The 24,418-nt window shown below is 59.9% G+C and carries 22 protein-coding genes and 1 pseudogene; 15 read left to right on the top strand and 8 right to left on the bottom strand.

Translation table 11 applies throughout. From position 1 onward, the window contains the following. Positions 1-142 precede the first annotated feature (142 nt). Both I5961_RS28930 and I5961_RS28925 read right to left on the bottom strand, forming a co-directional pair. Entirely contained in the window at positions 143-907 is a 765-nt protein-coding gene (locus I5961_RS28930; RefSeq protein WP_371917915.1) for a methyl-accepting chemotaxis protein, read from the bottom strand. 93 nt (positions 908-1,000) lie between these two features. Beyond that, positions 1,001-2,032 (bottom strand): annotated as a pseudogene (locus I5961_RS28925) (cache domain-containing protein); the annotation flags it as partial. 187 nt (positions 2,033-2,219) lie between these two features. Between I5961_RS28925 and I5961_RS21970 the strand changes: the two are divergent. Then, the gene (locus I5961_RS21970; RefSeq protein WP_227233329.1) at positions 2,220-3,707 is read left to right on the top strand and encodes a helicase HerA-like domain-containing protein; all 1,488 of its coding nucleotides are present in this window, start codon (positions 2,220-2,222) and stop codon (positions 3,705-3,707) included. A gap of 10 nt (positions 3,708-3,717) precedes the next feature. On the opposite strand, the gene I5961_RS21965 is transcribed toward I5961_RS21970, so the two are convergent. After that, the gene (locus I5961_RS21965; protein WP_085697185.1) at positions 3,718-4,173 is read right to left on the bottom strand and encodes a DUF721 domain-containing protein; all 456 of its coding nucleotides are present in this window, start codon (positions 4,171-4,173) and stop codon (positions 3,718-3,720) included. Positions 4,174-4,480: 307 nt separating this feature from the next. Here I5961_RS21965 and secA point away from each other — a divergent pair, with 307 nt between their 5' ends. From secA to I5961_RS21945, 4 genes are all read left to right on the top strand, one after another. Continuing rightward, a complete protein-coding gene (gene secA, locus I5961_RS21960; RefSeq protein WP_227233327.1) occupies positions 4,481-7,219 on the top strand; it encodes a preprotein translocase subunit SecA in 2,739 nt (912 codons plus the stop codon). Positions 7,220-7,341: 122 nt separating this feature from the next. Beyond that, complete coding sequence (argJ, locus tag I5961_RS21955) at positions 7,342-8,559, top strand: bifunctional glutamate N-acetyltransferase/amino-acid acetyltransferase ArgJ (protein WP_064383762.1); 1,218 nt, start codon at positions 7,342-7,344, stop codon at positions 8,557-8,559. A gap of 62 nt (positions 8,560-8,621) precedes the next feature. After that, a complete protein-coding gene (locus I5961_RS21950; RefSeq protein ID WP_085697183.1) occupies positions 8,622-9,254 on the top strand; it encodes a glutathione S-transferase family protein in 633 nt (210 codons plus the stop codon). Then, positions 9,251-10,195 (top strand): Nudix family hydrolase, encoded by a 945-nt coding sequence (locus tag I5961_RS21945; RefSeq protein WP_227233325.1) that lies wholly within the window; start codon positions 9,251-9,253, stop codon positions 10,193-10,195. Before I5961_RS21950 ends, I5961_RS21945 begins: the two co-directional genes overlap by 4 nt. A 137-nt stretch (positions 10,196-10,332) precedes the next feature. On the opposite strand, the gene I5961_RS21940 is transcribed toward I5961_RS21945, so the two are convergent. The 3 genes from I5961_RS21940 to I5961_RS21930 are packed head-to-tail and all read right to left on the bottom strand — an operon-like array spanning position 10,333 to position 13,920. Beyond that, positions 10,333-10,917 carry a cob(I)yrinic acid a,c-diamide adenosyltransferase gene (locus I5961_RS21940; RefSeq protein ID WP_227233323.1) on the bottom strand — a complete coding sequence of 195 codons (585 nt, stop codon included), beginning with the start codon at positions 10,915-10,917 and terminating at the stop codon, positions 10,333-10,335. A gap of 3 nt (positions 10,918-10,920) precedes the next feature. Next, complete coding sequence (locus I5961_RS21935) at positions 10,921-12,957, bottom strand: HAMP domain-containing sensor histidine kinase (RefSeq protein ID WP_085697180.1); 2,037 nt, start codon at positions 12,955-12,957, stop codon at positions 10,921-10,923. A 45-nt stretch (positions 12,958-13,002) separates the two neighbouring features. After that, on the bottom strand, positions 13,003-13,920 hold the full coding sequence (locus I5961_RS21930) for a putative 2-dehydropantoate 2-reductase (RefSeq protein ID WP_227233321.1): 918 nt from the start codon (positions 13,918-13,920) through the stop codon (positions 13,003-13,005). A 140-nt stretch (positions 13,921-14,060) separates the two neighbouring features. Between I5961_RS21930 and I5961_RS21925 the strand changes: the two genes are divergently transcribed. Together I5961_RS21925 and I5961_RS21920 are read left to right on the top strand one after the other, a co-directional pair. Then, positions 14,061-14,546, top strand: a complete 486-nt coding sequence (locus I5961_RS21925; protein ID WP_065258535.1) for a YajQ family cyclic di-GMP-binding protein — start codon at positions 14,061-14,063, stop codon at positions 14,544-14,546. 139 nt (positions 14,547-14,685) lie between these two features. After that, positions 14,686-15,525 (top strand): mechanosensitive ion channel family protein, encoded by an 840-nt coding sequence (locus tag I5961_RS21920; RefSeq protein ID WP_064599011.1) that lies wholly within the window; start codon positions 14,686-14,688, stop codon positions 15,523-15,525. 122 nt (positions 15,526-15,647) lie between these two features. On the opposite strand, the gene I5961_RS21915 is transcribed toward I5961_RS21920, so the two are convergent. Continuing rightward, positions 15,648-16,997 (bottom strand): OprD family porin, encoded by a 1,350-nt coding sequence (locus I5961_RS21915; protein WP_085701655.1) that lies wholly within the window; start codon positions 16,995-16,997, stop codon positions 15,648-15,650. An 899-nt stretch (positions 16,998-17,896) separates the two neighbouring features. Here I5961_RS21915 and I5961_RS21910 point away from each other — a divergent pair. Beyond that, positions 17,897-18,322 (top strand): HIT family protein, encoded by a 426-nt coding sequence (locus tag I5961_RS21910; RefSeq protein WP_085697177.1) that lies wholly within the window; start codon positions 17,897-17,899, stop codon positions 18,320-18,322. A 3-nt stretch (positions 18,323-18,325) separates the two neighbouring features. Next, positions 18,326-18,532 (top strand): SlyX family protein, encoded by a 207-nt coding sequence (locus tag I5961_RS21905; protein ID WP_085689409.1) that lies wholly within the window; start codon positions 18,326-18,328, stop codon positions 18,530-18,532. A gap of 87 nt (positions 18,533-18,619) precedes the next feature. Here I5961_RS21905 and I5961_RS28705 read toward each other — a convergent pair whose 3' ends face one another. Then, the gene (locus I5961_RS28705; RefSeq protein ID WP_085697175.1) at positions 18,620-19,222 is read right to left on the bottom strand and encodes a cold-shock protein; all 603 of its coding nucleotides are present in this window, start codon (positions 19,220-19,222) and stop codon (positions 18,620-18,622) included. Positions 19,223-19,530: 308 nt separating this feature from the next. Here I5961_RS28705 and I5961_RS21895 point away from each other — a divergent pair, with 308 nt between their 5' ends. The 6 genes from I5961_RS21895 to ruvC all read left to right on the top strand — a co-directional run bounded on the left by I5961_RS21895 (position 19,531) and on the right by ruvC (position 24,365). Further along, positions 19,531-20,001, top strand: coding sequence for a Dps family protein (locus I5961_RS21895; protein WP_085697174.1), 471 nt, complete (start codon positions 19,531-19,533; stop codon positions 19,999-20,001). A gap of 241 nt (positions 20,002-20,242) precedes the next feature. Next, entirely contained in the window at positions 20,243-20,590 is a 348-nt protein-coding gene (locus tag I5961_RS21890) for a ribbon-helix-helix domain-containing protein (RefSeq protein WP_085697236.1), read from the top strand. A gap of 113 nt (positions 20,591-20,703) precedes the next feature. Beyond that, positions 20,704-20,925 carry an FmdB family zinc ribbon protein gene (locus I5961_RS21885; RefSeq protein WP_007951210.1) on the top strand — a complete coding sequence of 74 codons (222 nt, stop codon included), beginning with the start codon at positions 20,704-20,706 and terminating at the stop codon, positions 20,923-20,925. 108 nt (positions 20,926-21,033) lie between these two features. Continuing rightward, positions 21,034-22,809 (top strand): aspartate--tRNA ligase, encoded by a 1,776-nt coding sequence (aspS, locus tag I5961_RS21880; protein ID WP_085697173.1) that lies wholly within the window; start codon positions 21,034-21,036, stop codon positions 22,807-22,809. Between the two features lie 123 nt (positions 22,810-22,932). Next, entirely contained in the window at positions 22,933-23,679 is a 747-nt protein-coding gene (locus tag I5961_RS21875) for a YebC/PmpR family DNA-binding transcriptional regulator (RefSeq protein WP_085697172.1), read from the top strand. Positions 23,680-23,837: 158 nt separating this feature from the next. Further along, entirely contained in the window at positions 23,838-24,365 is a 528-nt protein-coding gene (ruvC, locus tag I5961_RS21870) for a crossover junction endodeoxyribonuclease RuvC (RefSeq protein WP_007951206.1), read from the top strand. Positions 24,366-24,418: the final 53 nt, after the last annotated feature.

The following is a 24,418-nucleotide window of genomic DNA, read 5'->3' as shown; positions in this document are numbered from 1 at the left end:
CGTTGATCTCCCTTGGTTGACCCTTATCAAGAATAGATGTTCGGTCGGGGTTTCGCGGTGAGGCGCAAGGCCGGTTGCGGAGGGTTGTTGGTCGTCTTCGTCAGATGGCAACGAACCGATGAAGACGACCGACAGAACGGCTTTAAATACGGAAACTACCCACCAACTGCTTCAGTCGCGAAGCCTGCTGCTCCAGATCCGAGCAAGCACGCAACGTCGCCTGCAGGTTCTCGACACCTTCCTGGTTCAGCGTATTGATCTCGGTGATATCCACGTTGATCGATTCAACCACGGCAGTCTGTTCCTCGGTCGCGGTCGCCACCGACTGGTTCATCCCGTCGATTTCACCGATGCGCTGGGTCACGCTGTTCAAGCGCTCGCCGGCAAGGTTGGCGATGTCCACGCTGTCCTGGCTGTGGCGCTGGCTGTCGCTCATGGTGCTGACGGATTCGCGGGCGCCGACTTGCAACTCCTCGATCATGGTCTGCACCTGTTGCGCCGATTCCTGGGTGCGGTGGGCGAGGTTGCGCACCTCGTCCGCCACCACCGCAAAACCGCGCCCGGCTTCACCGGCCCGCGCTGCCTCGATGGCGGCGTTGAGCGCCAACAGGTTGGTCTGCTGGGAGATGCTGGTGATCACTTCCAGAATCTGGCCGATGTTCACGGTCTTGCTGTTCAGCGATTCGATATTGCTGCTCGATGCGCTGAGCATGCTCGACAGCTGATTCATCGCCTTGATGCTGCGATCCACTACTTGCTGACCGTCTTCGGCCAGGTTGCGGGCATCGCTGGCCTGGGTCGAGGCCTGGGCTGCGTTGCGGGCGATTTCCTGGGCGGCGGCGCCGAGCTGGTTGATTGCCGCGGCCACGCTGTTGGTGCGCGAGGCTTGCTGGTCGGAGTTGTACATCGACGAGTTCGAGGCCGCGACCACGCGTAGGGCGACTTCGTTGACCTGGCCGGTGGCCGACGACACTTCGCGGATGGAGCCGTGGATACGCTCGACGAAACGGTTGAATGCGGTGCCGAGTACGCCGAATTCATCCTGGTTCTGGATGGTCAGGCGCTTGGTCAGGTCGCCTTCGCCGTCGGCGATGTCCTCCATCGCGCGGGTCATCACGTGCAGCGGCTGGATCAGGATACGGATCAGCATGCCGAGCAGAGCGATGATGATCGCCACTGCAATTACGGTGGCAATCACGGCCGAGGTGCGGAATTCGCTGAGCATCGAGAAGGCTTTGTCTTTGTCCACCGACAGGCCGATGTACCAGTTCACCGATGGCAGGCCCTTGATCGGGGTGAAGTTGACGATGCGGGTCTTGCCGTCGACGGTGATTTCAGTGAAGTCGCTGCTGATGCGCGGGGTGTCCTGCGGATAGGCTTCCTTCAGTGACTTCATCACCAGGGCCTTGTCCGGGTGCACCAGAATCTTGCCGTCGGCGCTGACCAGGAACGCGTAACCCATGCCGGAGAAGTCCCGGGCGCTGAGGGTGTTGATCAGGGTCTGCAGGCTCAGGTCGCCGCCCACCACGCCCACGCTTTGGCCGGCCTTTTTCGCGGCGGTGGCGATGGAAATGATGGTCTGGCCGGTGGCCGCGTCGATGTACGGTTCGGTCAGGGTCGACGTGCTGCTGCTTTCCGCGCCTTTATACCAGGGGCGAACGCGTGGATCGAAACCGTCCGGCATCTTCGCATCCGGGCGGATGGTGAAGTGCCCGGTGGCATCGCCGAGGTAGGAGGCCATGAAGGTCGACGTCAGGGCTTTCTGTTCCAGCAGGCTGGCGACGGCGGACGGCTCGGGGTTGATGGCAATGTTCTGGGCAGCGTTCTCGATCAGCAGGATGCGGCCGCTGAGCCAGGTCTGGATGTTGTCGGCTGTAACCTCGCCCATCTCGTTGAGGTAATTGTCCAGGTCTTCGCGGATCGCATTGCGCTGCAACCAGTCGTTGTACAGCGTGAACGAAGCGAAGGCGGCAATGACAATGAGGGCCGCGGCAAGCAAAATTTTATGGCTGAAACGCAGATTTTTGTTCATGGCTTGGGGTTCCGCTAAGGTCTTAATGTCCAAGGCGTGCTTTTATAAACGCGCGCAGAATGGGCAGGGGTGAAAGCGCACTGATATTTCCTTCTTTCCTTAGGGAAATCTCAGACCGGACTTTTGATCGGGTCTCTCACTCTCTCTATCGGCCATGCTCGACAAAGATTAATCATTGGGTGACCAAATGCCTGACTCCTTGCAACTCGTAATCGGCGCCGATCTCGCCGGGCAACCGATCGCTCAGGCGATGCGCCTGGCCAACCGTCATGGACTGGTAGCCGGGGCCACCGGTACCGGTAAGACCGTTACTTTGCAGCGTCTGGCCGAGGCGTTCAGCGACGCTGGGGTCGCGGTGTTCGCCGCCGACGTCAAGGGCGACCTGTGTGGTCTCGGTGCCGCCGGCAATCCCCAGGGCAAGATCGCCGAGCGCATCGCCGGCATGCCGTGGCTCAAGCACACGCCTCAGGCGTATCCCGTGACCTTGTGGGACATCCACGGTCAGTCCGGTCATCCGTTACGCACCACGTTGAGTGAAATGGGCCCTCTATTGATCGGGGCCTTGCTGGAACTGACCGACAGCCAGCAATCGGCGTTGTACGCGGCGTTCAAAGTGGCCGATCGCGAAGGGTTATTGCTGCTCGATCTCAAAGACCTGAAAGCGCTGCTCAACCACCTCAAGGACAATCCGCAACTGCTGGGCGATGACGCCGCGCTGTTCACCACCGGCTCCAGCCAGGCGCTGTTGCGGCGTCTGGCGACGCTGGAACAGCAGGGCGCCGAAGCGTTGTTCGGCGAGCCGGCGCTGCAACTGGAAGACATTCTGCACCCGGCCGCCGATGGTCGCGGGCGGATTCATTTGCTGGATGCCAGTCGTCTGGTGCATGAGGCGCCGAAGGTCTACGCGACCTTCCTGCTGTGGCTGCTGGCCGAGCTGTTCGAGCAACTGCCGGAACGAGGCGATGCCGACAAGCCGCTCCTGGCGCTGTTTTTCGATGAGGCGCATTTGTTGTTCGGCGATACGCCGAAGGCTTTGCAGGAACGGCTGGAGCAAGTGGTGCGTTTGATCCGCTCCAAGGGCGTCGGCGTGTATTTCGTCACCCAGTCGCCGGGTGACCTGCCGGATGATGTGCTGGCGCAACTGGGGCTGCGGATCCAGCACGGCCTGCGCGCGTTCACCGCCAAGGAACAGAAATCCCTGCGGGCGGTGGCGGACGGCTTCCGGCCGAATCCGGCGTTCGACACGTTGTCGGTGTTGACCGAGCTCGGGATTGGCGAGGCGCTGGTCGGCACCTTGCAGGAAAAGGGCACGCCGGAAATGGTCCAGCGCGTGCTGGTGGCGCCGCCGCAATCGCGGATCGGGCCGTTGACCGAGACCGAGCGCACGATGCTGATTGCCGGGTCGCCGTTCAAGGGGCGGTACGACAAACCGATCGACCGCGAGTCGGCCTATGAAATTCTGATGGGCCGCAAGGGGCTGGCACCGGAGGCTGAAGCGGCGCCGGGTAAACCGGCGGTTGAGGAGCCAAGTCTGGCAGACAGGGCCGGAGAGTTCCTCGGCACGGCGGCGGGGCAGGCGCTCAAATCGGCGATGCGTCAGGCGGCGAATTCGCTGGGCAAACAGTTGGTGCGCGGTCTGATGGGGTCATTGCTGGGTGGCAGCAAGCGCCGCTGATCAATAAGGCTCAGGTTTTGGGTTTGGCGTGGGCGGCCAGTCGTTCCAGGGCCGCTCGCAGATTTGGATCGCTGATCCCTTCGGCGGTGGCCTGGATGGTCGCCGCCGCATCCGTCGACAGATCGATCGTGGATCCGCTCGTCTCGCGCTGGAGGGTCGGTGGCCGCACGGCGAACTTGATCCGCGTCAGATTGGCGAACTCGTCGAACATCTGCAGTTGTCGTTGCAGACGTTTCTGCTGATAGCGCAGACGCGTGGCCCAATGGCCGTCGGTGACAATCAGCAACAGCTCGCCTTCGCGCCACTTGGCCACGTGGCAGTGTTCACGGGCGGCGGGTTGCAGCTGGCTTTCGAGCAGACGTTGCAGATGGGCCAGACGTTGGGCATGACCGAGGATGGCTTTCAACGGCCTGGCTTCGCGTAGCAGAACGGCGGGCGCTCTGGCTGTGAGAGGGCGAAATGCCATGATCTAGGACCTGAAGTTGCAGAGGCGCCATGGTAGCAGATGGCACCCATTTCACTCGCCCATTGCTTTTGTCACTGCTTTGCCCATTAAATCAACGACTAACTTCTTCGCTGTACGGCTTGAAGTTGAGCAAAACGCCCCTATTTTAAGTGAGCCCCGTCAAAGCGCAGTGCCAGCATCGTGGAATATCCCCACTTTCCTCACCACCGTTTCCGGGTAGAATGCTCGTTCGCATGCGGCCATGAGGGCTGCACGGGCGACTCACGGGGCCGCCCTCCATCCCTTTAGTGTGGAAGATCCTGCCGATATGTTTGCGCCTTTGTTAAAGAAACTTTTTGGAAGCAAGAACGAGCGTGAAGTCAAGCGCATGCTCAAGACGGTGCAGCTCGTCAATGCCTTCGAAGAGAAGATGGTCGCCCTCTCGGACGATCAACTGCGCGCCAAGACCGCAGAGTTCAAGGACCGCATTGCCAAGGGGGAGACCCTCGACAAGCTGTTGCCGGAAGCCTTTGCGGTCGCCCGCGAAGCCGGCAAGCGTGTCATGGGCATGCGCCACTTCGACGTCCAGCTGATCGGCGGCATGACCCTGCACGAAGGCAAGATTGCCGAAATGCGCACCGGTGAAGGCAAGACCCTGGTGGGTACCCTGGGCGTTTACCTCAACGCGTTGTCCGGCAAGGGCGTGCACGTTGTGACCGTGAACGATTACCTGGCCCGCCGCGACGCCAACTGGATGCGTCCGCTGTATGAATTCCTCGGTCTGAGCGTCGGCATCGTGACGCCGTTCCAGCCGCCGGAAGAGAAGCGCGCCGCCTACGCTGCCGATATCACCTACGGCACCAACAACGAATTCGGGTTCGACTACCTGCGCGACAACATGGCGTTCAGCATGGAAGAGAAATTCCAGCGCGAACTCAACTTTGCCGTGATCGACGAAGTCGACTCCATCCTCATCGACGAAGCGCGTACCCCGCTGATCATTTCCGGTCAGGCCGAGGACAGCTCCAAGCTGTACATCGAGATCAACAAGCTGATCCCGAAACTCAAGCTGCACGTCGAGGAAGTCGAAGGCGAAGTCACCCAGGAAGGCCATTACACCGTCGACGAAAAGACCCGTCAGGTCGAACTCAACGAAGCCGGTCACCAGTTCATCGAAGACCAACTGACCAGCATCGGCCTGCTGGCCGAGGGCGAGAGCCTGTACTCGGCGCATAACCTGAGCCTGCTGACTCACGTTTACGCCGGTCTGCGTGCGCACAAGCTGTTCCACCGCAACGTCGAATACATCGTGCAGGACGGTCAGGTCGTACTGGTCGACGAACACACCGGCCGTACCATGCCCGGCCGTCGTTTGTCCGAAGGCCTGCACCAGGCCATCGAAGCCAAGGAAAACCTGAACATTCAGGCCGAGAGCCAGACCCTGGCATCGACCACGTTCCAGAACTACTTCCGCCTGTACGAAAAACTGGCCGGCATGACCGGTACCGCCGACACCGAAGCGTTCGAATTCCATCAGATCTATGGTCTGCAGGTCGTCGTGATCCCGACCAACAAGCCATTGGCCCGTAAGGACTACAACGACCTGGTGTTCCTGACTGCCGAAGAGAAATACGCGGCAATCGTCAATGACATCAAGGAAAGCATGGCCGCCGGCCGTCCGGTGCTGGTGGGTACTGCGACCATCGAAACCTCCGAGCACATGTCCGCATTGCTCGTGAAGGAAGGCATCGAACACAAGGTCCTGAACGCCAAGTTCCACGAAAAAGAAGCTGAAATCATCGCGCAGGCCGGTCGTCCGGGCGCACTGACCATCGCTACCAACATGGCCGGTCGTGGTACCGACATCCTGTTGGGCGGCAACTGGGAAGTTGAAGTCGCGTCGCTGGAAAACCCCACCCCTGAGCAGATTGCCCAGATCAAGGCCGACTGGCAGAAGCGTCACCAGCAAGTGCTGGAGTCCGGCGGTCTGCAGGTGATCGCGTCCGAGCGTCACGAATCCCGTCGTATCGACAACCAGCTGCGTGGCCGTGCCGGCCGTCAGGGTGACGCCGGTTCCAGCCGCTTCTACCTGTCGCTGGAAGACAGCCTGATGCGCATCTTCGCCTCTGACCGGGTGAAGAACTTCATGAAGGCCCTGGGCATGCAATCCGGTGAAGCGATCGAGCACCGCATGGTGACCAACGCCATCGAGAAGGCGCAGCGCAAGGTTGAAGGCCGCAACTTCGACATCCGCAAGCAACTGCTTGAGTTCGACGACGTCAACAACGAGCAGCGTAAAGTGATCTATCACATGCGCAACACGTTGCTGGCTGCGGACAACATCGGCGAAACCATCGCTGATTTCCGTCAGGATGTCCTGAACGCCACCGTCAGCGCGCACATTCCGCCGCAATCGCTGCCAGAGCAGTGGGACGTGGCGGGTCTGGAAGCGTCGATCGCCAGCGACTTCGGCGTGAAGCTGCCGATCCAGCAATGGCTCGACGAAGACGATCACCTGTACGAAGAAACCCTGCGCGAGAAGCTGATGAACGAGCTGATCGCCGCCTACAACGAAAAAGAAGACCAGGCGGGTGCCGAAGCCCTGCGCTCGTTCGAGAAGCAGATCGTGCTGCGCGTACTGGACGACCTGTGGAAAGACCACCTGTCGACCATGGATCACCTGCGTCACGGCATCCACTTGCGTGGTTATGCGCAGAAGAACCCGAAGCAGGAATACAAGCGCGAGTCCTTCACGCTGTTCTCCGAGCTGCTGGATTCGATCAAGCGCGACTCGATCCGCGTGCTGTCCCACGTTCAGGTTCGCCGCGAAGATCCGGCCGAAGAAGAACAACGCCTGCGTCAGGAAGCCGAAGCACTGGCCGCCCGCATGCAGTTCGAACACGCCGAGGCTCCTGGCCTGGAAGCGCAATCGGAACTGGTCGGTGAAGAGGTCGATGTGGCCCTCGCCGCCGCCCCGGTTCGCAACGAGCAGAAGCTGGGCCGCAACGAACTGTGCTACTGCGGTTCGGGCAAGAAATTCAAGCATTGCCACGGGCAGATCCAGTAAACCCCGTTTCAATCGCTGAAATACCCGCGCCGCGACCGGCACCAGCCGTCGCGGCGTTTTGCCATTTACACCACCGCCACTACGCTTGGCGGTGCTGACATCATTGAGTAAGGAGCGCATTCATGGCTGTTGGTCTTGGTCCTTTGCCAACGTTGCACCCGGTTGCCGGTTTTGAACTCGGTATCGCTTCGGCCGGCATCAAGCGCCCGGGGCGCAAGGATGTCGTCGTGATGCGTTGCGCCGAAGGTTCCACCGTGGCGGGCGTGTTTACGTTGAACGCTTTCTGCGCAGCGCCGGTGATCCTGGCCAAGAAGCGCGTGCAGAACCCGGTGCGCTACCTGTTGACCAACACCGGCAATGCCAACGCCGGCACCGGCGAACCGGGCCTGGCAGCCGCCGAGCGAACCACCGCCAAACTGGCTGAACTGACCGGTGTGGATGCCAGCCAGATCCTGCCGTACTCCACCGGCGTGATCGGCGAGCCGCTGCCGGTCGAGAAGATCGAGGGCGCCTTGCAGGCCGCGCTGGACGATCTGTCGGAAAACAACTGGGAAGCTGCCGCCACTGGCATCATGACCACCGACACGCTGCCCAAAGGCGCCAGCCGCCAGTTCCAGCATGACGGCGTGACCATCACCGTCACCGGCATCAGCAAAGGCGCGGGGATGATCCGTCCGAACATGGCGACCATGCTCGGCTACATCGCCACCGACGCCAAAGTCTCCCGCGACGTGCTGCAAAACCTGATGCTGGACGGCGCCAACAAGTCGTTCAACCGCATCACCATCGACGGCGACACTTCGACCAACGACTGCTGCATGCTGATCGCCACCGGCAAGGCTGCGCTGCCGGAAATCACCCGTGCCGAAGGCGAGCTGTTCGCCAAGCTGAAACAGGCCGTGTTCGAAGTGTGCATGGATGTGGCCCAGGCCATCGTGCGTGACGGCGAAGGCGCGACCAAGTTCGTGACCGTTGAAGTCAACGGCGGCGGCAATCACCAGGAATGCCTGGATGTCGGCTACACCGTGGCCCACTCGCCGCTGATCAAGACGGCACTGTTTGCGTCCGACCCGAACTGGGGCCGCATTCTCGCCGCCGTTGGCCGTGCCGGCGTGCCGGATCTGGACGTGAGCAAGATCGACGTGTTCCTCGGTGACGTGTGCATCGCCAGCCGTGGCGCCCGCGCCGCGACCTACACCGAAGCCCAGGGCTCGGCGGTGATGCAGCAGGAAGAAATCACCATCCGGATCGAGCTGGGTCGCGGCGATTGCAGCGAAACCATCTGGACCACCGACCTGTCCCACGAGTACGTGAAGATCAACGCCGAATACCGCACCTGATCCCTGCCGAAGAGGGAGGTCTGCGGACCTCCTTTTCTTCTGTCCCATGAAAGGACCCGAACATGAGCCTTCACCTGATCATTGGCGACAAACTGCTTTCCTCCTGGTCCCTGCGCGCGGCGCTGGCGCTTGAACTGACCGGCGCGCCCTACACCGAAGAACTGGTCAAACTCGGCAAGCCCGACACTCGTGAGCGGCTGCTGGCGCACTCGCCGACCGCCAAGGTGCCGCTGCTGAAAACTGCCCGTGGCACCATCGCCGATTCTCTGGCGATTGCCGAATACCTGGCCGAACAGTTTCCTTCCGAACAACTCTGGCCGACCGATATCGCCGCCCGTGCCCAGGCCCGCTCCGCCTGCGCGCAGATGCACAGCGGCTTCTTCGCGATGCGCAATCACATGCCGTTCAACCTGAGCCACGATGCGCCACTCAATCCGGTGCCGCCTGAGGTGAAGGTCGACATCGAGCGCATGCTCGCGCTATGGGCCGAATGCCGCGCCGTTGCGACTGAGCCAGGACCTTACCTGTTTGGTCGGGTGTCGCTGGCCGATGCGTTCTTTGCACCGATTGCCGTGCGCCTGCGTACCTATCAGGTAAAGCTGCCCGCCGAAGATGAAGCCTATGTTGAAACCGTCTACCAATGGCCGGCCTTCAAGGCCTGGCAAAAGGCTGGACTGGAGGAATTGCAGTCGTGAAACGTGTACACGTCGCCGCCGCCGTCATTCGTGACGACAGCGGCAAGATTCTGATCGCCCGGCGTGCCGATACCCAGCATCAGGGCGGCCTCTGGGAATTTCCCGGTGGCAAGGTCGAAGCCGACGAGTCGGTGCAAACCGCGCTGGCCCGTGAGCTGCACGAAGAATTGGGCATCGTCGTCGGCGCCGCGCGGCCGCTGATCAAGGTGCGCCACGATTATCCGGACAAACAGGTGTTGCTGGATGTCTGGGAAGTCTCGAGCTTCACCGGCGAACCCCATGGCGCCGAAGGCCAGCCATTGGCCTGGGTTTCGGCCAAGGAGCTGACGGATTACGAATTCCCGGCGGCGAACCAGCCGATCGTCGCGGCGGCGCGTCTGCCTGCCGAATACCTGATCACCCCGGAAGATCTGGAAACCCCGGCCTTGCTGCGCGGTATCCAGAAGGCGATCGCCGGTGGGATCAAGCTGATCCAGTTGCGTGCGCCCAATGGTTATGACCCGAAGTACCGCGATCTGGCGGTAGATGCGGTCGGCCTCTGTGCCGGCAAGGCGCAGTTGATGATCAAAGGCCCGTTCGAGTGGCTGGGCGATTTCCCGGCCGCCGGCTGGCACATCACCTCGGCGCAACTGCGCAAGTACGCGGCTGCGGGGCGGCCGCTGCCGGCGGAGCGCTGGTTGGCGGCGTCCTGCCATAACGCTGAAGAACTGGCGCTGGCCGAGCAGATGGGCGTGGATTTCGTCACCCTGTCGCCGGTGCAGCCGACCCTGACTCACCCGGATGCCCAGCCGTTGGGCTGGGAGCAGGCTTCGACGCTGATCGAAAGCTTCAGCAAACCGGTATTTCTGCTGGGCGGTGTCGGCCCGGCGGAGCGCGAGAAGGCGTGGAATGCCGGGGCTCAGGGTGTGGCGGGGATTCGGGCGTTCTGGCCTGAGGCTTGATTCTTTACTGAGGCTGATGTCCCCTTCGCGGGCAAGCCCGCTCCCACATTTGATTGCATTCCAACTGTAGGAATACATTTCCCTGTGGGAGCGGGCTTGCTCCGGGCGGCGTTCCGACGAAGGCGTTCTGACAGTCGCTACTGCTGTGAAGGTTTCGCCGCCGGTTGCCACAGAATCTCGGCAATACCCTGGCGCCGCGCAATCAACCTCGCCGCGACAAACAACAGATCCGACAAGCGATTGATGTACGCCAGGCCAACCCCGGCCAACGGTTCGATCGCATTCAAATGCTGACAACGCCGCTCGGCACTTCGCGCCAGGCTGCGGCACACATGGGCCTGGGCAATCAGCATGGAACCGCCGGGCAGAATGAAGTTCTCCAGCGGCCCCAATTCCTCGTTCCACACATCGATGGCGGCTTCCAGCCGTTCGATTTCTGCTGCGTTCAACGCCTGATATTCCGGCATTGCCAGCTCGCCACCCAGGTCGAACAGTCGATGTTGGCAGGGCGCCAACACGTCGATCAATTCATTGAGTCCGGGGCAGTTTTCGCGTTCGGCGATCAATCCGGCCAGCAGCACGCCGACCTGGCTGTTCAGGGTGTCGACTTCGCCAATGGCCTCGATGCGCGGGTGATCCTTGGGGACGCGGCGACTATCGCCGAGGCCGGTTTCGCCCTTGTCGCCGGTGCGTGTGTAGATCTTCGACAAGCGAAAGCCCATGGTTTACCTCGGTAGTTGATTGGTTTCGGCGGCGATGGGCGCCGGTTGTGCCAGTGGCAGACGCAGGGTGAAGCAGGTACCTTGCCCCGGCGCTGACTGCACTTCCATCTGCCCTTTGTGGTTGTTGGTGATGATGAAGTACGACACTGACAAACCGAGTCCCGTGCCCTGGCCGATTTCCTTGGTGGTGAAGAACGGCTCGAAGGTGCGCTTGCGCACGTTCTCGCTCATGCCGATGCCGTTGTCCTCGACCTGGATCTCGGCCCAGGGTGGATTGAGCCGGGTACGCAGAGTGATCCGCCCCGGCTCGCTGTCATCTTCACGCTGGTGAATTGCCTGCGCGGCGTTTTTCAGCAGATTGAGCAGCACCTGCTCAAGTTCGTTGGCGGTGCCGGGCACCGGGCCCAGCGCCGGGTCGAACTGGCGAATGATCGCCTGACCCTTGAAGTCGAAGCCGATGGCCAGATCGAAGTCGTTACCGGCGATTTCCACCGCTTGATCGATCAATGCCGGCAAATCGCACGGCGCCATCTGGCGGTTGCTGCGACGACTGAAGCTGAGCATGTGGGTGACGATTTTTGCCGCCCGGGCGCCGGCCTGCTGGATGCCATCCAGCAATTGCGGGACTTCCCGGCCTTGCAGGTAGCGGTTGACTGCGTCCAGCTCGATGCCCAGTTGCTCGGCCTGTTCGAGGTTTTTCGGCAGGTCTGGCGACAGACGTCGGCGAATGTTCTGCACGTTGTGCAGGATCGCCCCCAACGGGTTGTTGATCTCGTGGGCCATGCCGGCGGCGAGGCCACCGACCGACAGCATTTTCTCCGACTGCACCATCATTTCTTCCAGCGACAGGCGCTGGGTGATGTCGTCGATCCGGATCACCACGCCGCGTCCGGCACCGCCCATCAACGGGTAGAAGGTGAGGGCGTAGTGTTTGGGCTCGTCGTCCTTGAACCATGTCACCCGCTCGATTTTCGCCACCGTGTGTTGCTCGACGGTCTGCTTGAGTTGCGGCAGGAACGGCTTGAGCGGCGCGAAGGCGAGGAAGATCGGCTGATTCAGCGCTTCGTCCAGCCGTGTACCGGAGAGGGCGCTGGCTTCCTGGTTCCATTGCGTGACGTAGAGCTGTTCGTCGAGTGCGATCAGCGCCGAGGGCATGGAGTCGATGATGCTGTTGAGGTAGTTCTGGAAACCGGTGAGCTTCTTCTCGATCTTGCTGCGCACCTGGACTTCCAGTTCCAGCTTGCGGTTGGTGTGGCGGGTTTCTTCGGCCAGACCCTGGGCCTGATCGTAGGCTGCCTGGGAATCGTCACGGGCGCGTTTGAGTTGCTGCTCCCGGGCCTCGATGCGCGAGAGCATGGTGTTGAACGCCTCGGCCAGACTGCCGATTTCGTCACGGTTGCCCCGTGAGGCGCGCAGGGCGTAATTCTCTTCGCGGGTCACCTGGCGGGACAGTTCTTCGAGTTGATGGATCGGCCGGGTAATCAGGCGCTTGATCTGCCGCGCGATGACCAGCCACAGCAGCACACTGAAAATCAGGATCCCCAGACTGGCCGTGAGTGTGCCGGTATAGAACGCTACTGGCAGTTCGCTGCTGGCCACCAAAAGCAGGTGGCCTGGTGCAGTGCCGGGGCGGGGCAGGGTGATGAGTTGATTGCTGCGAAATTCGGTCAGTTGCCAGGCTTCGATGTGTCGATAGCGCTCTGGCAATTTGAGTTTGTCGCCGTGTTGCAACTGCGCCAGACGTTCGCCTTTGCCGTCGTATAAAGCGGCCGCGCGCAGCGGGGAATAGCTGTCGAGTTCCTTGAGCAGCCGCTCGGCGCTTTGCGGCGACTGCAAGGCTTCGGCCACCAGGCTCGGGTTGGATACCAGCCGGCCGATGGTCTGCAACGCCTGAGGCGCCATGCTTTCCTGGGAGATGTAATAGGCGGCGCTGATAAAGGTCAGGTTGGCGACCAGCAGCACGGTGGTCAACAGCACCAGCAGGGCAGCCAGCAGTTTCTGGCCGACCGGCAGGTTTTCAAGACGCTGGCGCAATGGCATCAGGTTTATCGCAGAAAAGGAACAAGTGGCCAGCGTAGCCGCTGCTCAGTCGACGGGCAATCCGAGACTGTTCAGATGGGCGCTCAGGCGCTGCTGCAATTGCTTCAAATGCGGCAGGTTCAACTGATGACGCTCGGCTACCTTGCAGGCATGCCCGAGCAGATAGCTGATTTCGGTGCGGCGTTTATTGGCCATATCCTGATACATCGACGAGAAGTTCGCCGCCGTGGCCTGGATCACCCGTTCAACTTCCTGTTGCAGGTTGTCCGCCGCTGCCGGTTGCCCGCAGCATTCGAGCAGTTCGGTCAGTTCGCCGCACAGCGTCGCGACTTCGCAGTGATGTTGCTGGAGCTCACCGTTGCGGCAATTGTGCAGCACCGTCAGCGGATTGATCGCACAGTTGAGCGCCAGTTTTCGCCACAGGCGGGTGAGGATATCGGCGCTCCATTCATGGGGGATTTTCGCTGCCTCAAGATCGTCCAGCCAGATGGGTGCCACGGGGTGACCGGCGTCGCCGAGCCAGGTGTAACCATGACCGGCAAACACCACGCGCCAGTCGCCATCGCGAAACGCGCCCTCGGTGCTGGAGGCGCTGAGGCAGCGGGCTTGCGGGACACGCGCGGCGACCGCTTCCTGGCTGCCGAGGCCGTTCTGCAAAAGAATCAGTTCGGCGTCCGGCGCCAGACGATGGGCAAGTGCGGCCACGGCTGCTTCGGCGTCGTAGGCCTTGCAGGCCACCAGCAGGCGGCGAATCGGCCCGGGACTGTCCGGCGTTTCGCCGGGGATCGTGTAACGGCTGGCCACGCCTTGTTCGACGAGGGTGAGGCCGCCCGCCGTTGCATAGTCATGCAGACGGTCGACGTCGCGCAGGATCAACCGGACCGGCAATCCGGCCCGGGCCAGACGCGTGGCCCAGAGCGTGCCGAGACTTCCGGCGCCGAGGATGTGCCAGGGGGTGGACATCAGTTTTTCACTCGGTAAGGTACAGGCATGCAAGGCTCGCGGTGTCGGTGGGAAAAGACCCGTTATAATGAGCCCGATTTTAACCGCAAGCCAAGCGCGCCACGTCCTGAACGAGCGCGCCTTTTTATTGGAGAGATTACATGCCGTCGTTCGACGTGGTATCCGAACTGGACAAACACGAGCTCACCAACGCGGTCGAGAACGCCGCGAAGGATCTCGATCGTCGTTATGACCTGAAAGGCAAGGGCAGCTACGAGTACAAGGAAAAGGAACTGACCGTCAACCTGACCGCTGAAGCCGAGTTTCAGCTGGAAGCGATGATCGAAATCCTCAAGCTGGCACTGGTCAAGCGCAAGATTGATGTGCAATGCCTTGAGGTCAAGGACGCTTACGCATCGGGCAAAGTGATGAAACAGGATGCCGTACTTCGGGAAGGCATCGACAAGGAGCTGGCGAAGAAGATCGTCGCTCATATCAAGGACGCCAAGCTCAAGGTGCAGGCCGCCATTCAGGGCGAGCAGGTACGTGTAACCGGCAAGAAGCGTGACGACCTGCAGGAAGCCATCGCGGCCCTGCGTGCCAAGGAATTCGGCATGCCACTGCAGTTCAACAACTTCCGCGACTAAGCTTTCCGGTCGGGAACCTCTCGGCGTTTACAGCGTCCGAGGCCCAAGCAACGGCAGAAACGATTGAGCCATTTACGGCCCGGTCTTTCTGCCGCTGGTTTTTTTACAGCCCGGGAAGCCGGTAATCAGGAGATAAAAGATGGATTTGAATGCTGAGGTAGACAACCTGGTCAAGGCATCCCAGGCGTGGATTCCGATGATCATGGAATACGGCAGCCGTGTGCTGCTGGCGGTGATCACCCTGGCCATCGGCTGGTGGCTGATCAACAAGGTCACGCAAAAGCTCGGCGGCCTGTTGGCTCTGCGCAACGCCGACCTGGCCCTGCAAGGTTTCATCAGCAGCCTGGCCAACATCATTCTCAAGGTGCTGCTGATCGTCAGCGTGGCGTCGATGATTGGCGTCGAGACCACTTCGTTCGTCGCGGCGATCGGTGCGGCGGGTCTGGCCATCGGTCTGGCGTTGCAGGGCAGCCTGGCGAACTTCGCCGGCGGCGTGCTGATTCTGCTGTTCCGTCCGTTCCGCATTGGTGACTGGATCGAAGCCCAGGGTGTGGCGGGTACCGTCGACAGCATCCAGATCTTCCACACCGTGCTGCGCACCGGCGACAACAAGACCATCATCGTCCCGAACGGCAATCTGTCGAACGGCATCATTACCAACACCAACCGTCAGCCAACCCGCAAGGTTGTGTTCGACGTAGGTGTGGATTACGAAGCTGATCTGCAAAAGGCCCGTCAGGTGCTGCTGGATCTGGCCAAGGATGAGCGCGTTCTGCAGGATCCGGCGCCGCAGGCCGTTATTTCGACACTGGGTGACAGCTCGATCACTGTTTCCCTGCGCGTGTGGGTTAAAACGGCGGATTATTGGGATGTGATGTTCATGTTTAACGAACAGTCGCGTGATCGTTTAAAGACTGCAGGCATTGATATTCCTTTCCCGCAACGAGTGATTCGTGTGGTTCAGGAATCGGCGGTGTAATGATAGGTTGCTAATTAATTGGCTGACTTATCGGTCAGGCATCTATTACAAGTGACAGGCAATAAAAAAGGCCCATCGGAATATGGGCCTTTTTGTTGTTACCGCAAACTAAATGTTGGCGATTACAAGATCGACAGTGGGTAGTCGACGATCAGACGGAACTCGTTGATATCACCTTCAGCCTGGTCGGTGTTGCCACGGTGCCATGCCTGACGAATACGGAAGGACAGATCTTTGGCCGGGCCGGTCTGAACTACGTATTTGGCTTCCAGGTTGGTTTCATGATGTTTGCCATCTTCACCGTAACCGTACGAGCGGTAAGGGCTGTCAGCATCCATTTTGGTACCGTCGATGTCCCAGCCTTTCACGTAACGGGTCATGAAGCTCAGGCCCGGAATGCCGTACTCGGCCATTTTCAGGTCATAACGAATCTGTGCAGATTTCTCGTTAGGACCGTTGAAGTCGGAGTACTGGATGGAGTTGGCGAGGAAGATCGAGTCGCCACCGCGGTTGTTGTCACCTACGCCGACGTAGTCGAACGGGGTGTCGCCGTCGACTTTCTGGAAGGCCAGAGTCACGGTGTGTGCTTTCAGGAACGACAGTGCGGTTGCCAGGGAGAACGTGGTGTTGCTGATGTCGCCGGCTTTGGCACTACCGGTGTCGTTGGTGCGGTAGATGTTGAAGTCGGTGTTCAGCGAAGTGTCACCACTGATTGGGGTGGTGAGGTTCACGTTGGCGTAGTACTGGTTCCAGATGTCCTTGAACTTCGAACCGTAGAGCGAGACGCTCAGATTGTCGGTGATGCCGTATTTACCACCGGCGAAGTCCATGGTTCTGCCAGTGACAGGATTATCGGTGGTGCTGGCGTACTGCGAGTGCAGTTCACCGTTGCTATTCATCTCGTCCTGGCTGGAGGCCGAGTAGAAGTGGCCTGCTTCCAGATCCAGATTCTGGATTTCGCTGCTCTGCAGTTGGAAACCGGTAGCAGTCTGAGGGATCAGACGGGAGCCGCCGACGGCGAAGACTGGAGCTGTGCTTGGCTGGAACTCACCGAATTTCAGCTCGGTTTTGGAGATGCGGGCCTTGATCGCTGCGCCTGCTTTACCGAGGGAGTCGTGGGCATGGCCTTGGGAGTCGAGGCTGGTGTTGCCCGAACCGGTGGTGCCGTCGCCACCATCCAGTTTGATACCCAGGTAACCGAATGCATCAACACCAACACCCACGGTGCCTTGGGTGTAGCCGGAGCTGAAGTTGCTCAGGAAACCCTGGGTCCAGTCTTTCTGGTCATTGGAGGTGGTGTTCTTCTTGTCGCGGTTGAAGTAATAGTTGCGCAGCAACACATCAAACTTCGCGTCTTCAACAAAGCCTTTCGCTTCAGCCTGGTCACTTACAAACGGTGCGGCCGTAGCCACTTGAGTACTGGCTGCTGCTGCAACTGCCAGTGCGATCATGCTCCACTTCATCACGCGCATCGTGATTTGCTCCTTTGGTTTTAGAAGAGTACTGCCGTCCCACCTGTTTTATTATCTGGGCGGCTCTTTCTTTTTGTGTCGGCGCAAACTTATATCACGCCGACCATGTTGGCGATACTTGCGAATCCAACCTTTCAGCTTCTTTACGAGCGTGTCGCAATCGGCTTGGTAGATGTCGCAAATTTACAGTCCAAATGCAATGGGACTGACAACTTCAGCGCTGTTTTACAGAGCTTGAGCATCGGTAAAAAGAGTCCCTTGGCAAAACGCTTGAATCTCCATCGGGCAACCCTGCCACTGTTTTTATGGGGCTCAAGGCATCCACTTCGTGTGGTGCGCTTATAGCCCATATGGGTATGAATGCAACAAGCGTGCACAAACCGCTGAATTGTTCCGGTTTTTTTCAAGGTGCTCGTCTGACGCCGTGAAAACCTCATAAAACCGGGGGCCTCGAGGGCCTTTCATACAGGCTTGACGCCATCCTTCGCATGGTGTTGCTCCTTCAGTTTCGCTGCGCGACAACCAAAAACGTTACCGGTTCACCCCGTGAGTGAGTATTCGGCGGATGCCCGACGCATTGAGCGTAGACGCACTGTGCGGTTTTGGTGCAAAAAAATTCAAAGGCTGTACTGAATTCATACAGTTGGGACGCTGGATGAACGTGAACACTGAGGTGTGTGCGGGTCATTTTGCTCTGCTCATTCGCACTCCCGGTTCCGTCCTGGTGCGCTCAAGTCATAAATGTCACATCTCGGGGCGTGGAGGAATTCTTTCGGCAATGCTGTTCGCCGTGAAGGTCTCTCCAATCGCAGGTATGCTGCCATCCAGTCGCTTGGCTCGCCGCGTTCGTGGCGGGGCGCTAAGCTGAAAAAACAGGTCATTCGCCGGGAGTGCGCGCAGTGTTTGCTTTAGATTCACGACTTCAACAGGACACGCTGACCATCGGCGATTTCCCGCTTTGCCGACTGCTGTTGTCCAACGACGCCAACTACCCATGGTTCATCCTGGTGCCACGCCGCGACGATATCAGCGAGTTGTTTCAGTTGGATGTCGCCGACCAGCAGCGCCTGTGGCAGGAAACCACCGCCCTGGCCGAAGTGCTCAAGGATTCCTTCGACGCCGACAAAATGAATGTTGCGACCCTGGGTAACGTGGTCAGCCAACTGCATATGCATGTGATCGTACGTAAACGCGACGATGCCGCCTGGCCGGCACCGGTCTGGGGCAAACATCCCGCCAAGCCTTACAGTGCCGGGCAAGTGGCTGCGATTCGCGAGCGCCTGCGTCTGGTGCTGGACGAAGACTTCACTTTTCTGGAGGGCTGAGTCATGAGTTTCGAACAACGTGTTACCGAACTGGAAAGCCGCCTGGCGTTTCAGGACGACACCATTCAGGCATTGAACGATGTGCTGGTGGAACAGCAGCGAGTGGTCGAGCGCCTGCAATTGCAGATGGCAGCCGTACTCAAGCGCCAGGAAGAGATGGTGGGGCAGATCGGATCGTTTGAAGAAGATGCGCCACCGCCACACTATTGAAATGTGTGCGGGCATGCTTCCGTGCTCCCATTAAAAAACCGCGAACAGCCAGGCTGTTCGCGGTTTTTTTTAGTGCGGGGACGTGGATCAGCGGCGCGGCAGGGCAGCGATCACGTCTTCGGCCTGCAGGCCCTTGTCACGGTTCATCACCGAGAACTCCACGCGCTGGCCTTCGACCAGGACGCGGTGGCCTTCGCCACGGATGGCGCGAAAGTGCACGAAAATATCATCGCCGGAATCCCGGGAGATAAAGCCGAAGCCCTTGGAGGTGTTGAACCACTTGACGGTGCCGGTATCGCGATTGCTCATGTCGTAGCTGGTGGGAGCGGCGGCCGGGGAGGACTTGTAGAAGCTGATGGCCAGGTGCAGGACCACGGCAACCAGAGCGATCACCAGGCTGAACAGCACGGCTGGCTGGCCGGCGATGACAGGCATCGGCGCGATCAGGGTCAGGGTTTGCAGGACGACGGTCAGAACCAGCAAGGCGCTGACCAGATTTTGCAGATGCTGGCGCGGACCTTTGTTCCAGTAGGGAATAACTGGCGCAAGGATCAGGTTCAGCAGGCCGAAAAAGGCCAGGTAAAGTGCATCGGGTTGTTGCAGGTAAGGTACCGCTTCGGACTTCAGGCTAGGTATGAAGGACAGCAGCAAGGCTGCTGCGCCCATTAGCAGGTGGACGATTTTCAACATTTTTATTGACTCACGTTATGACGGCTCACAAGGAAGAGCTGAGAGCGCACGGTTCGCTTCGGAACAATAAGAGGCGTTGGACACGTGCACGGCATCAGCCTATGCGCAGGCCCGGAAAACGGGGCGTAGCGACACACTGCCTATTTAACAGTAAAGCCTGCGGCTACTCAAATCACGCCGGCCAGCGGCAGGTACCGGACGATTTGTCGCGTCTATCGGGCCCATGCGGGGGCTGCGGGGCGGGGGTGGCCTTGCTACAGTGAACCGACACCTGCTGGATGAATTTCAATCGCCGTTAGGGGGTAAGCATGGCAATCGATATCGGTATCAGTGAAGAAGACCGCAAATCCATCGTCGAAGGGCTCTCGCGCCTGCTGTCGGACACTTACGTGTTGTATCTGAAGACCCACAACTTCCACTGGAACGTCACCGGGCCGATGTTTCGGACCCTGCATCTGATGTTCGAGGAGCAATACAACGAACTGGCCCTGGCAGTCGACTTGATTGCCGAGCGCATCCGGGCGCTGGGCTTTCCGGCGCCGGGCGCGTACGCGACCTACGCTCGCCTGTCTTCCATTAAAGAGGAGGAGGGCGTGCCGAGTGCCGAGGACATGATCAAACAACTGGTCGAGGGGCAGGAGGCGGTCACGCGCACGGCGCGGGGGATTTTCCCTCTGCTGGACAAGGTCAGTGACGAACCGACTGCCGACCTGCTGACCCAACGCATGCAGGTTCACGAGAAAACCGCGTGGATGCTGCGTGCATTGCTCGAGGCCTGATGACGGGAGGCGCACGGATGTTCATGGTTCGTGCGCTCTTCTTTCCCCTCGGAAACTTCACCCGTGACGGTAGGAAACCAGGAAGACGACCCGCCGCTCCATGATCCTCCGTATCGTGTTGGCTTATCCTACGTGGATGGTCAATAAGTCGTCTGGATCCGCCTTTGCACCTGCGCTTTTAATGAGGTCACAGGATTTCGCCTTGAACACAGGCGCAAAATGGCAAAGGAGTGTCAGCTATATGGAAGGTGGAGGCAGGCGACGAGATATTGCAGTCGATTTGCAGCAGGAAAAGTTCGGGGAGCCGTTTCTCGGCGGGTTCGACATGGAGTTGATCCGGCCACTGTCCCGATCGGTACGCTTGAACGGGTTCGCGACCTGCATGCGGCTGGAGCAGGTTTACTGGAATATTCTAGGCCGGATGGCCGAAGACAATTGCTGTTCGGTCGGCGCGCTGTTGTCCCGTGTCGATCGTGAAGTGCACCTGCGCCATGGCGGGGTGAAAAACTTCAGCGGTCTGGTGCGGGTGGTGTGCGTGGTGCATGGCCTGCGGGATTCTCCGGGGACGCCCGCCGCGGGTTGTCACTGACAAGACGGCCTGTGCAGTCTTCCGGCTGCACAGGCCGCATTTAATGGATATAATCCCGCTCTTTCGCCGCACAGCCCTGCGTGTGCTGGCAATCTGATTGCCGAGACAACCCCATGCCGATGTACGATTACCAATGTGCTTCCTGTGGTCATCAGTTGGAAGCCATTCAAAAGATCAGTGACGCACCATTGGTCGATTGCCCTGCCTGCCAGGCGCCGGAACTCAAGAAGCAACTGTCGATGCCGGGCTTTCGCCTCAGTGGCAGCGGCTGGTACGAAACCGATTTCAAGACCGGCGCGAAGAAGAATCTGGCCGGTGGCGACAAATCTGACTAGGGTTCAAACCCAGGTCGAACGACACGCGCGAGTTTCCACAGATTGCACATTGCTTGAGTGCAACCGGATCTCCACCGAATTTCGAATTACGAGAAGCGAACCACTACCATGATGCGCAGCCATTATTGCGGCCAACTGAACGAAAGCCTGGAAGGCCAGGAAATTACCCTTTGCGGATGGGTTCACCGTCGTCGCGACCACGGCGGGGTGATTTTCCTCGATATCCGTGATCGTGACGGTCTGGCCCAGGTAGTGTTCGATCCGGATCGCGCCGAGAGCTTCGCCGCTGCCGATCGCGTGCGCAGCGAATACGTCGTGAAGATCACCGGCAAGGTTCGCCTGCGTCCGGCCGGTGCCACCAACGCCAACATGGCGTCGGGCATGATCGAAGTGCTGGGCTACGAGCTGGAAGTGCTGAACGAGTCGGAAACCCCGCCGTTCCCGCTGAACGAGTTCTCCGACGTCGGCGAAGAAACCCGCCTGCGTTATCGCTTCCTGGACCTGCGTCGTCCGGAAATGGCCGAGAAGCTGCGTCTGCGTTCGCGCATGACCACCAGCATCCGTCGCTACCTGGACGAAAACGGCTTCCTCGACGTCGAAACGCCGATCCTGACCCGTGCCACTCCGGAAGGCGCGCGTGACTATCTCGTGCCGAGCCGTACCCACGCTGGTTCGTTCTTCGCGCTGCCGCAATCGCCACAGCTGTTCAAGCAACTGCTGATGGTCGCCGGCTTCGACCGCTACTACCAGATCGCCAAGTGCTTCCGCGACGAAGACCTGCGTGCCGACCGTCAGCCTGAGTTCACTCAGATCGACATCGAGACCAGCTTCCTCGACGAAAAGGACATCATGGGCCTGACCGAAGGCATGATCCGCAACCTGTTCAAGGAAGTGCTGGATCTGGAATTCGGCGAATTCCCTCACATGACTTTTGAAGAAGCCATGCGCCGTTACGGTTCCGACAAGCCGGACCTGCGTAACCCGCTGGAACTGGTCGATGTGGCCGATCAGCTGAAAGAAGTTGATTTCAAGGTCTTCAGCGGTCCTGCCAACGATCCGAAATGCCGTATCGCCGCGCTGCGAGTTCCAGGCGGGGCGAGCATGCCGCGCAAGCAGATCGACGACTACACCAAGTTCGTCGGCATCTACGGTGCCAAGGGCCTGGCGTACATCAAGGTCAACGAGCGCGCTGCCGGTGTTGAAGGTTTGCAATCGCCGATCGTGAAAAACATCCCGGAAGCCAACCTGAACGTGATCCTCGATCGCGTCGGCGCAGTCGATGGCGATATCGTGTTCTTCGGTGCCGACAAGGCCAAGATCGTCAGCGAAGCCCTGGGCGCGCTGCGTATCAAGCTCGGTCACGACCTGAAGCTGCTGACTTGCGAATGGGCTCCGATGTGGGTCGTTGACTTCCCGATGTTCGAAGAGAACGACGACGGCAGCTTCTCGGCTCTGCACCACCCGTTCACCGCGCCGAAGTGCTCGCCTGAAGAGCTGGAAGCCAACCCGGCAGGCGCTTTGTCCCGTGCCTATGACATGGTGCTGAACGGCACCGAACTGGGTGGCGGTTCGATCCGTATCCACCGTAAAGAGATGCAACAGGCGGTGTTCCGTCAGCTGGGCATCAACGAAGCGGAACAGGAAGAGAAGTTCGGCTTCCTGCTCGACGCCCTGAAATACGGCGCGCCGCCGCACGGTGGCCTGGCCTTCGGTCTGGACCGTCTGGTAATGCTGATGACCGGCGCCCAGTCGATCCGTGAAGTGATCGCCTTCCCGAAAACCCAGAGTGCTGCCGATGTGATGACGCAGGCGCCGGGTGTTGTGGATGCGAAGGCATTGCGCGAATTGCACATTCGTTTGCGCGAGACGCCAAAGGCCGAGTAAGACGGGCCTGAAGGCGCATCTTCGGATGCGCCTTTTTTCTTTCTGCAGTGATTGAAAACAAGTTTTTTTGCTGGCCGATGCACCTGCATGGCGGGCATTGTTCAAGAGAATTCGGAGCGAGTTATGGCAGGTCATTCCAAGTGGGCGAACATCAAGCACCGCAAAGAACGCCAGGATGCCAAGAGAGGCAAGATCTTCACCAAGTGGATCCGCGAACTGACCGTGGCGGCCCGTCAGGGCGGCGGTGATCCGGGCTCCAACCCGCGTCTGCGTCTGGCCCTGGACAAGGCGCTGGGCGCCAACATGAGCCGGGACATCATCGACCGTGCCGTTGCCCGTGGCGCCGGTGCGACCGAAGCCGACAACGTTGAAGAGCTGACCTACGAAGGTTACGGCCCGGGTGGCGTGGCGGTGATGGTCGAGTGCATGACCGACAACCGCAACCGTACCGCAGCGGCTGTGCGCCATGCGTTCAGCAAGTGTGGCGGCAACCTAGGTACCGACGGTTCGGTAGCCTACCTGTTCGAACGCAAGGGCCAGATCAGCTTTGCGCCAGGCGTCGACGAAGACGCGCTGACGGAAGCGGCGCTGGAAGCCGATGCCGACGACGTGGTCAGCCACGAAGACGGCTCGATCGACGTGTTCACCTCGTTCACCAGTTTCTATGCGGTGCGCACTGCCCTGGAAGCCGCAGGTTTCAAGGGTGATGACGCGGAAATCGTCATGCAGCCGACCACCAGCGCCGAACTGGATCTGGAGGGGGCCGAGAAGGTGCTCAAGCTGATCGATATGCTGGAAGACCTGGACGACGTGCAGAACGTCTACTCCAACGCGGACATTCCGGAAGACGTGGCCGCTCAGCTCGGTTAAGAGCGGCTAGGCTGCAATGTGGGAGCTGGCTCGCCAGCGATGGCGTCGGCACATCAGGTAATGATGGTGCCTGACACACCGCCATCGCTGGCAAGCCAGCTCCCACATTTGTTATGCGTTATCTCGAATTCAGTGCTTTTACCGAACCTGCAGGCGTTATGACTTTAATTCTTGGTATCGACCCCGGTTCGCGCATTACCGGTTACGGCATTGTTCGCGATACCGGACGCGGCGGTTGCATCTATGTCGCCTCGGGTTGCATCCGCACTGGTGCCGGCGAGCTGCACGAGCGCCTGCAGATCGTCTATCGCGGCGTGCGGGAAATCATTCAGACCTACGGCCCGGTGACCATGGGCATCGAAAAGGTGTTCATGGCGAAAAACGCCGATTCGGCGCTCAAGCTCGGGCAGGCCCGTGGGGCCGCTATCGTTGCCGGCGCCGAAGAGAGCCTGGAGATTGCCGAGTACACAGCTACTCAGGTCAAGCAGGCCGTGGTCGGCACCGGCGCCGCCAATAAAGAGCAGGTGCAGATGATGGTCATGCATATGCTCAAGCTCACCAGCAAACCGCAAATCGACGCATCGGACGCCCTGGCCATCGCCATTTGTCACGCTCACACCCGCTCCAGTCTGTTGCCGCACGGCCTGGGAACGGCACGCAGTCGTGGCGGGCGCCTGCGTCTCTGATAGCATCAGCAGTCAATTTCACGGAATTTGGATTTCGCGCCTGGGTCGTCGGC

This window comes from Pseudomonas sp. IAC-BECa141, from assembly GCF_020544405.1.
GTDB lineage: Bacteria > Pseudomonadota > Gammaproteobacteria > Pseudomonadales > Pseudomonadaceae > Aquipseudomonas.
The sequence above is the reverse complement of the archived record's forward strand: the minus strand, read 5'-3'. Positions and strand labels throughout refer to the sequence as shown.

What these genes read in the sequence shown, in the direction of transcription:
- I5961_RS21890 (WP_085697236.1), top strand. Translation starts at nt 20,243, where the DNA reads ATGGAAGGTGGAGGCAGGCGACGAGATATTGCAGTCGATTTGCAGCAG.
- I5961_RS21925 (WP_065258535.1), top strand. Translation starts at nt 14,061, where the DNA reads ATGCCGTCGTTCGACGTGGTATCCGAACTGGACAAACACGAGCTCACC.
- aspS (WP_085697173.1), top strand. Translation starts at nt 21,034, where the DNA reads ATGATGCGCAGCCATTATTGCGGCCAACTGAACGAAAGCCTGGAAGGC.
- ruvC (WP_007951206.1), top strand. Translation starts at nt 23,838, where the DNA reads ATGACTTTAATTCTTGGTATCGACCCCGGTTCGCGCATTACCGGTTAC.
- I5961_RS21940 (WP_227233323.1), bottom strand. Translation starts at nt 10,917, where the DNA reads ATGGGCTTTCGCTTGTCGAAGATCTACACACGCACCGGCGACAAGGGC.
- I5961_RS21905 (WP_085689409.1), top strand. Translation starts at nt 18,326, where the DNA reads ATGAGTTTCGAACAACGTGTTACCGAACTGGAAAGCCGCCTGGCGTTT.
- I5961_RS21950 (WP_085697183.1), top strand. Translation starts at nt 8,622, where the DNA reads ATGAGCCTTCACCTGATCATTGGCGACAAACTGCTTTCCTCCTGGTCC.
- I5961_RS21930 (WP_227233321.1), bottom strand. Translation starts at nt 13,920, where the DNA reads ATGTCCACCCCCTGGCACATCCTCGGCGCCGGAAGTCTCGGCACGCTC.
- I5961_RS21970 (WP_227233329.1), top strand. Translation starts at nt 2,220, where the DNA reads ATGCCTGACTCCTTGCAACTCGTAATCGGCGCCGATCTCGCCGGGCAA.
- I5961_RS21920 (WP_064599011.1), top strand. Translation starts at nt 14,686, where the DNA reads ATGGATTTGAATGCTGAGGTAGACAACCTGGTCAAGGCATCCCAGGCG.
- I5961_RS28705 (WP_085697175.1), bottom strand. Translation starts at nt 19,222, where the DNA reads ATGTTGAAAATCGTCCACCTGCTAATGGGCGCAGCAGCCTTGCTGCTG.
- I5961_RS21915 (WP_085701655.1), bottom strand. Translation starts at nt 16,997, where the DNA reads ATGCGCGTGATGAAGTGGAGCATGATCGCACTGGCAGTTGCAGCAGCA.
- I5961_RS28930 (WP_371917915.1), bottom strand. Translation starts at nt 907, where the DNA reads ATGTACAACTCCGACCAGCAAGCCTCGCGCACCAACAGCGTGGCCGCG.
- I5961_RS21965 (WP_085697185.1), bottom strand. Translation starts at nt 4,173, where the DNA reads ATGGCATTTCGCCCTCTCACAGCCAGAGCGCCCGCCGTTCTGCTACGC.
- I5961_RS21935 (WP_085697180.1), bottom strand. Translation starts at nt 12,957, where the DNA reads ATGCCATTGCGCCAGCGTCTTGAAAACCTGCCGGTCGGCCAGAAACTG.
- I5961_RS21885 (WP_007951210.1), top strand. Translation starts at nt 20,704, where the DNA reads ATGCCGATGTACGATTACCAATGTGCTTCCTGTGGTCATCAGTTGGAA.
- I5961_RS21895 (WP_085697174.1), top strand. Translation starts at nt 19,531, where the DNA reads ATGGCAATCGATATCGGTATCAGTGAAGAAGACCGCAAATCCATCGTC.
- secA (WP_227233327.1), top strand. Translation starts at nt 4,481, where the DNA reads ATGTTTGCGCCTTTGTTAAAGAAACTTTTTGGAAGCAAGAACGAGCGT.
- I5961_RS21875 (WP_085697172.1), top strand. Translation starts at nt 22,933, where the DNA reads ATGGCAGGTCATTCCAAGTGGGCGAACATCAAGCACCGCAAAGAACGC.
- argJ (WP_064383762.1), top strand. Translation starts at nt 7,342, where the DNA reads ATGGCTGTTGGTCTTGGTCCTTTGCCAACGTTGCACCCGGTTGCCGGT.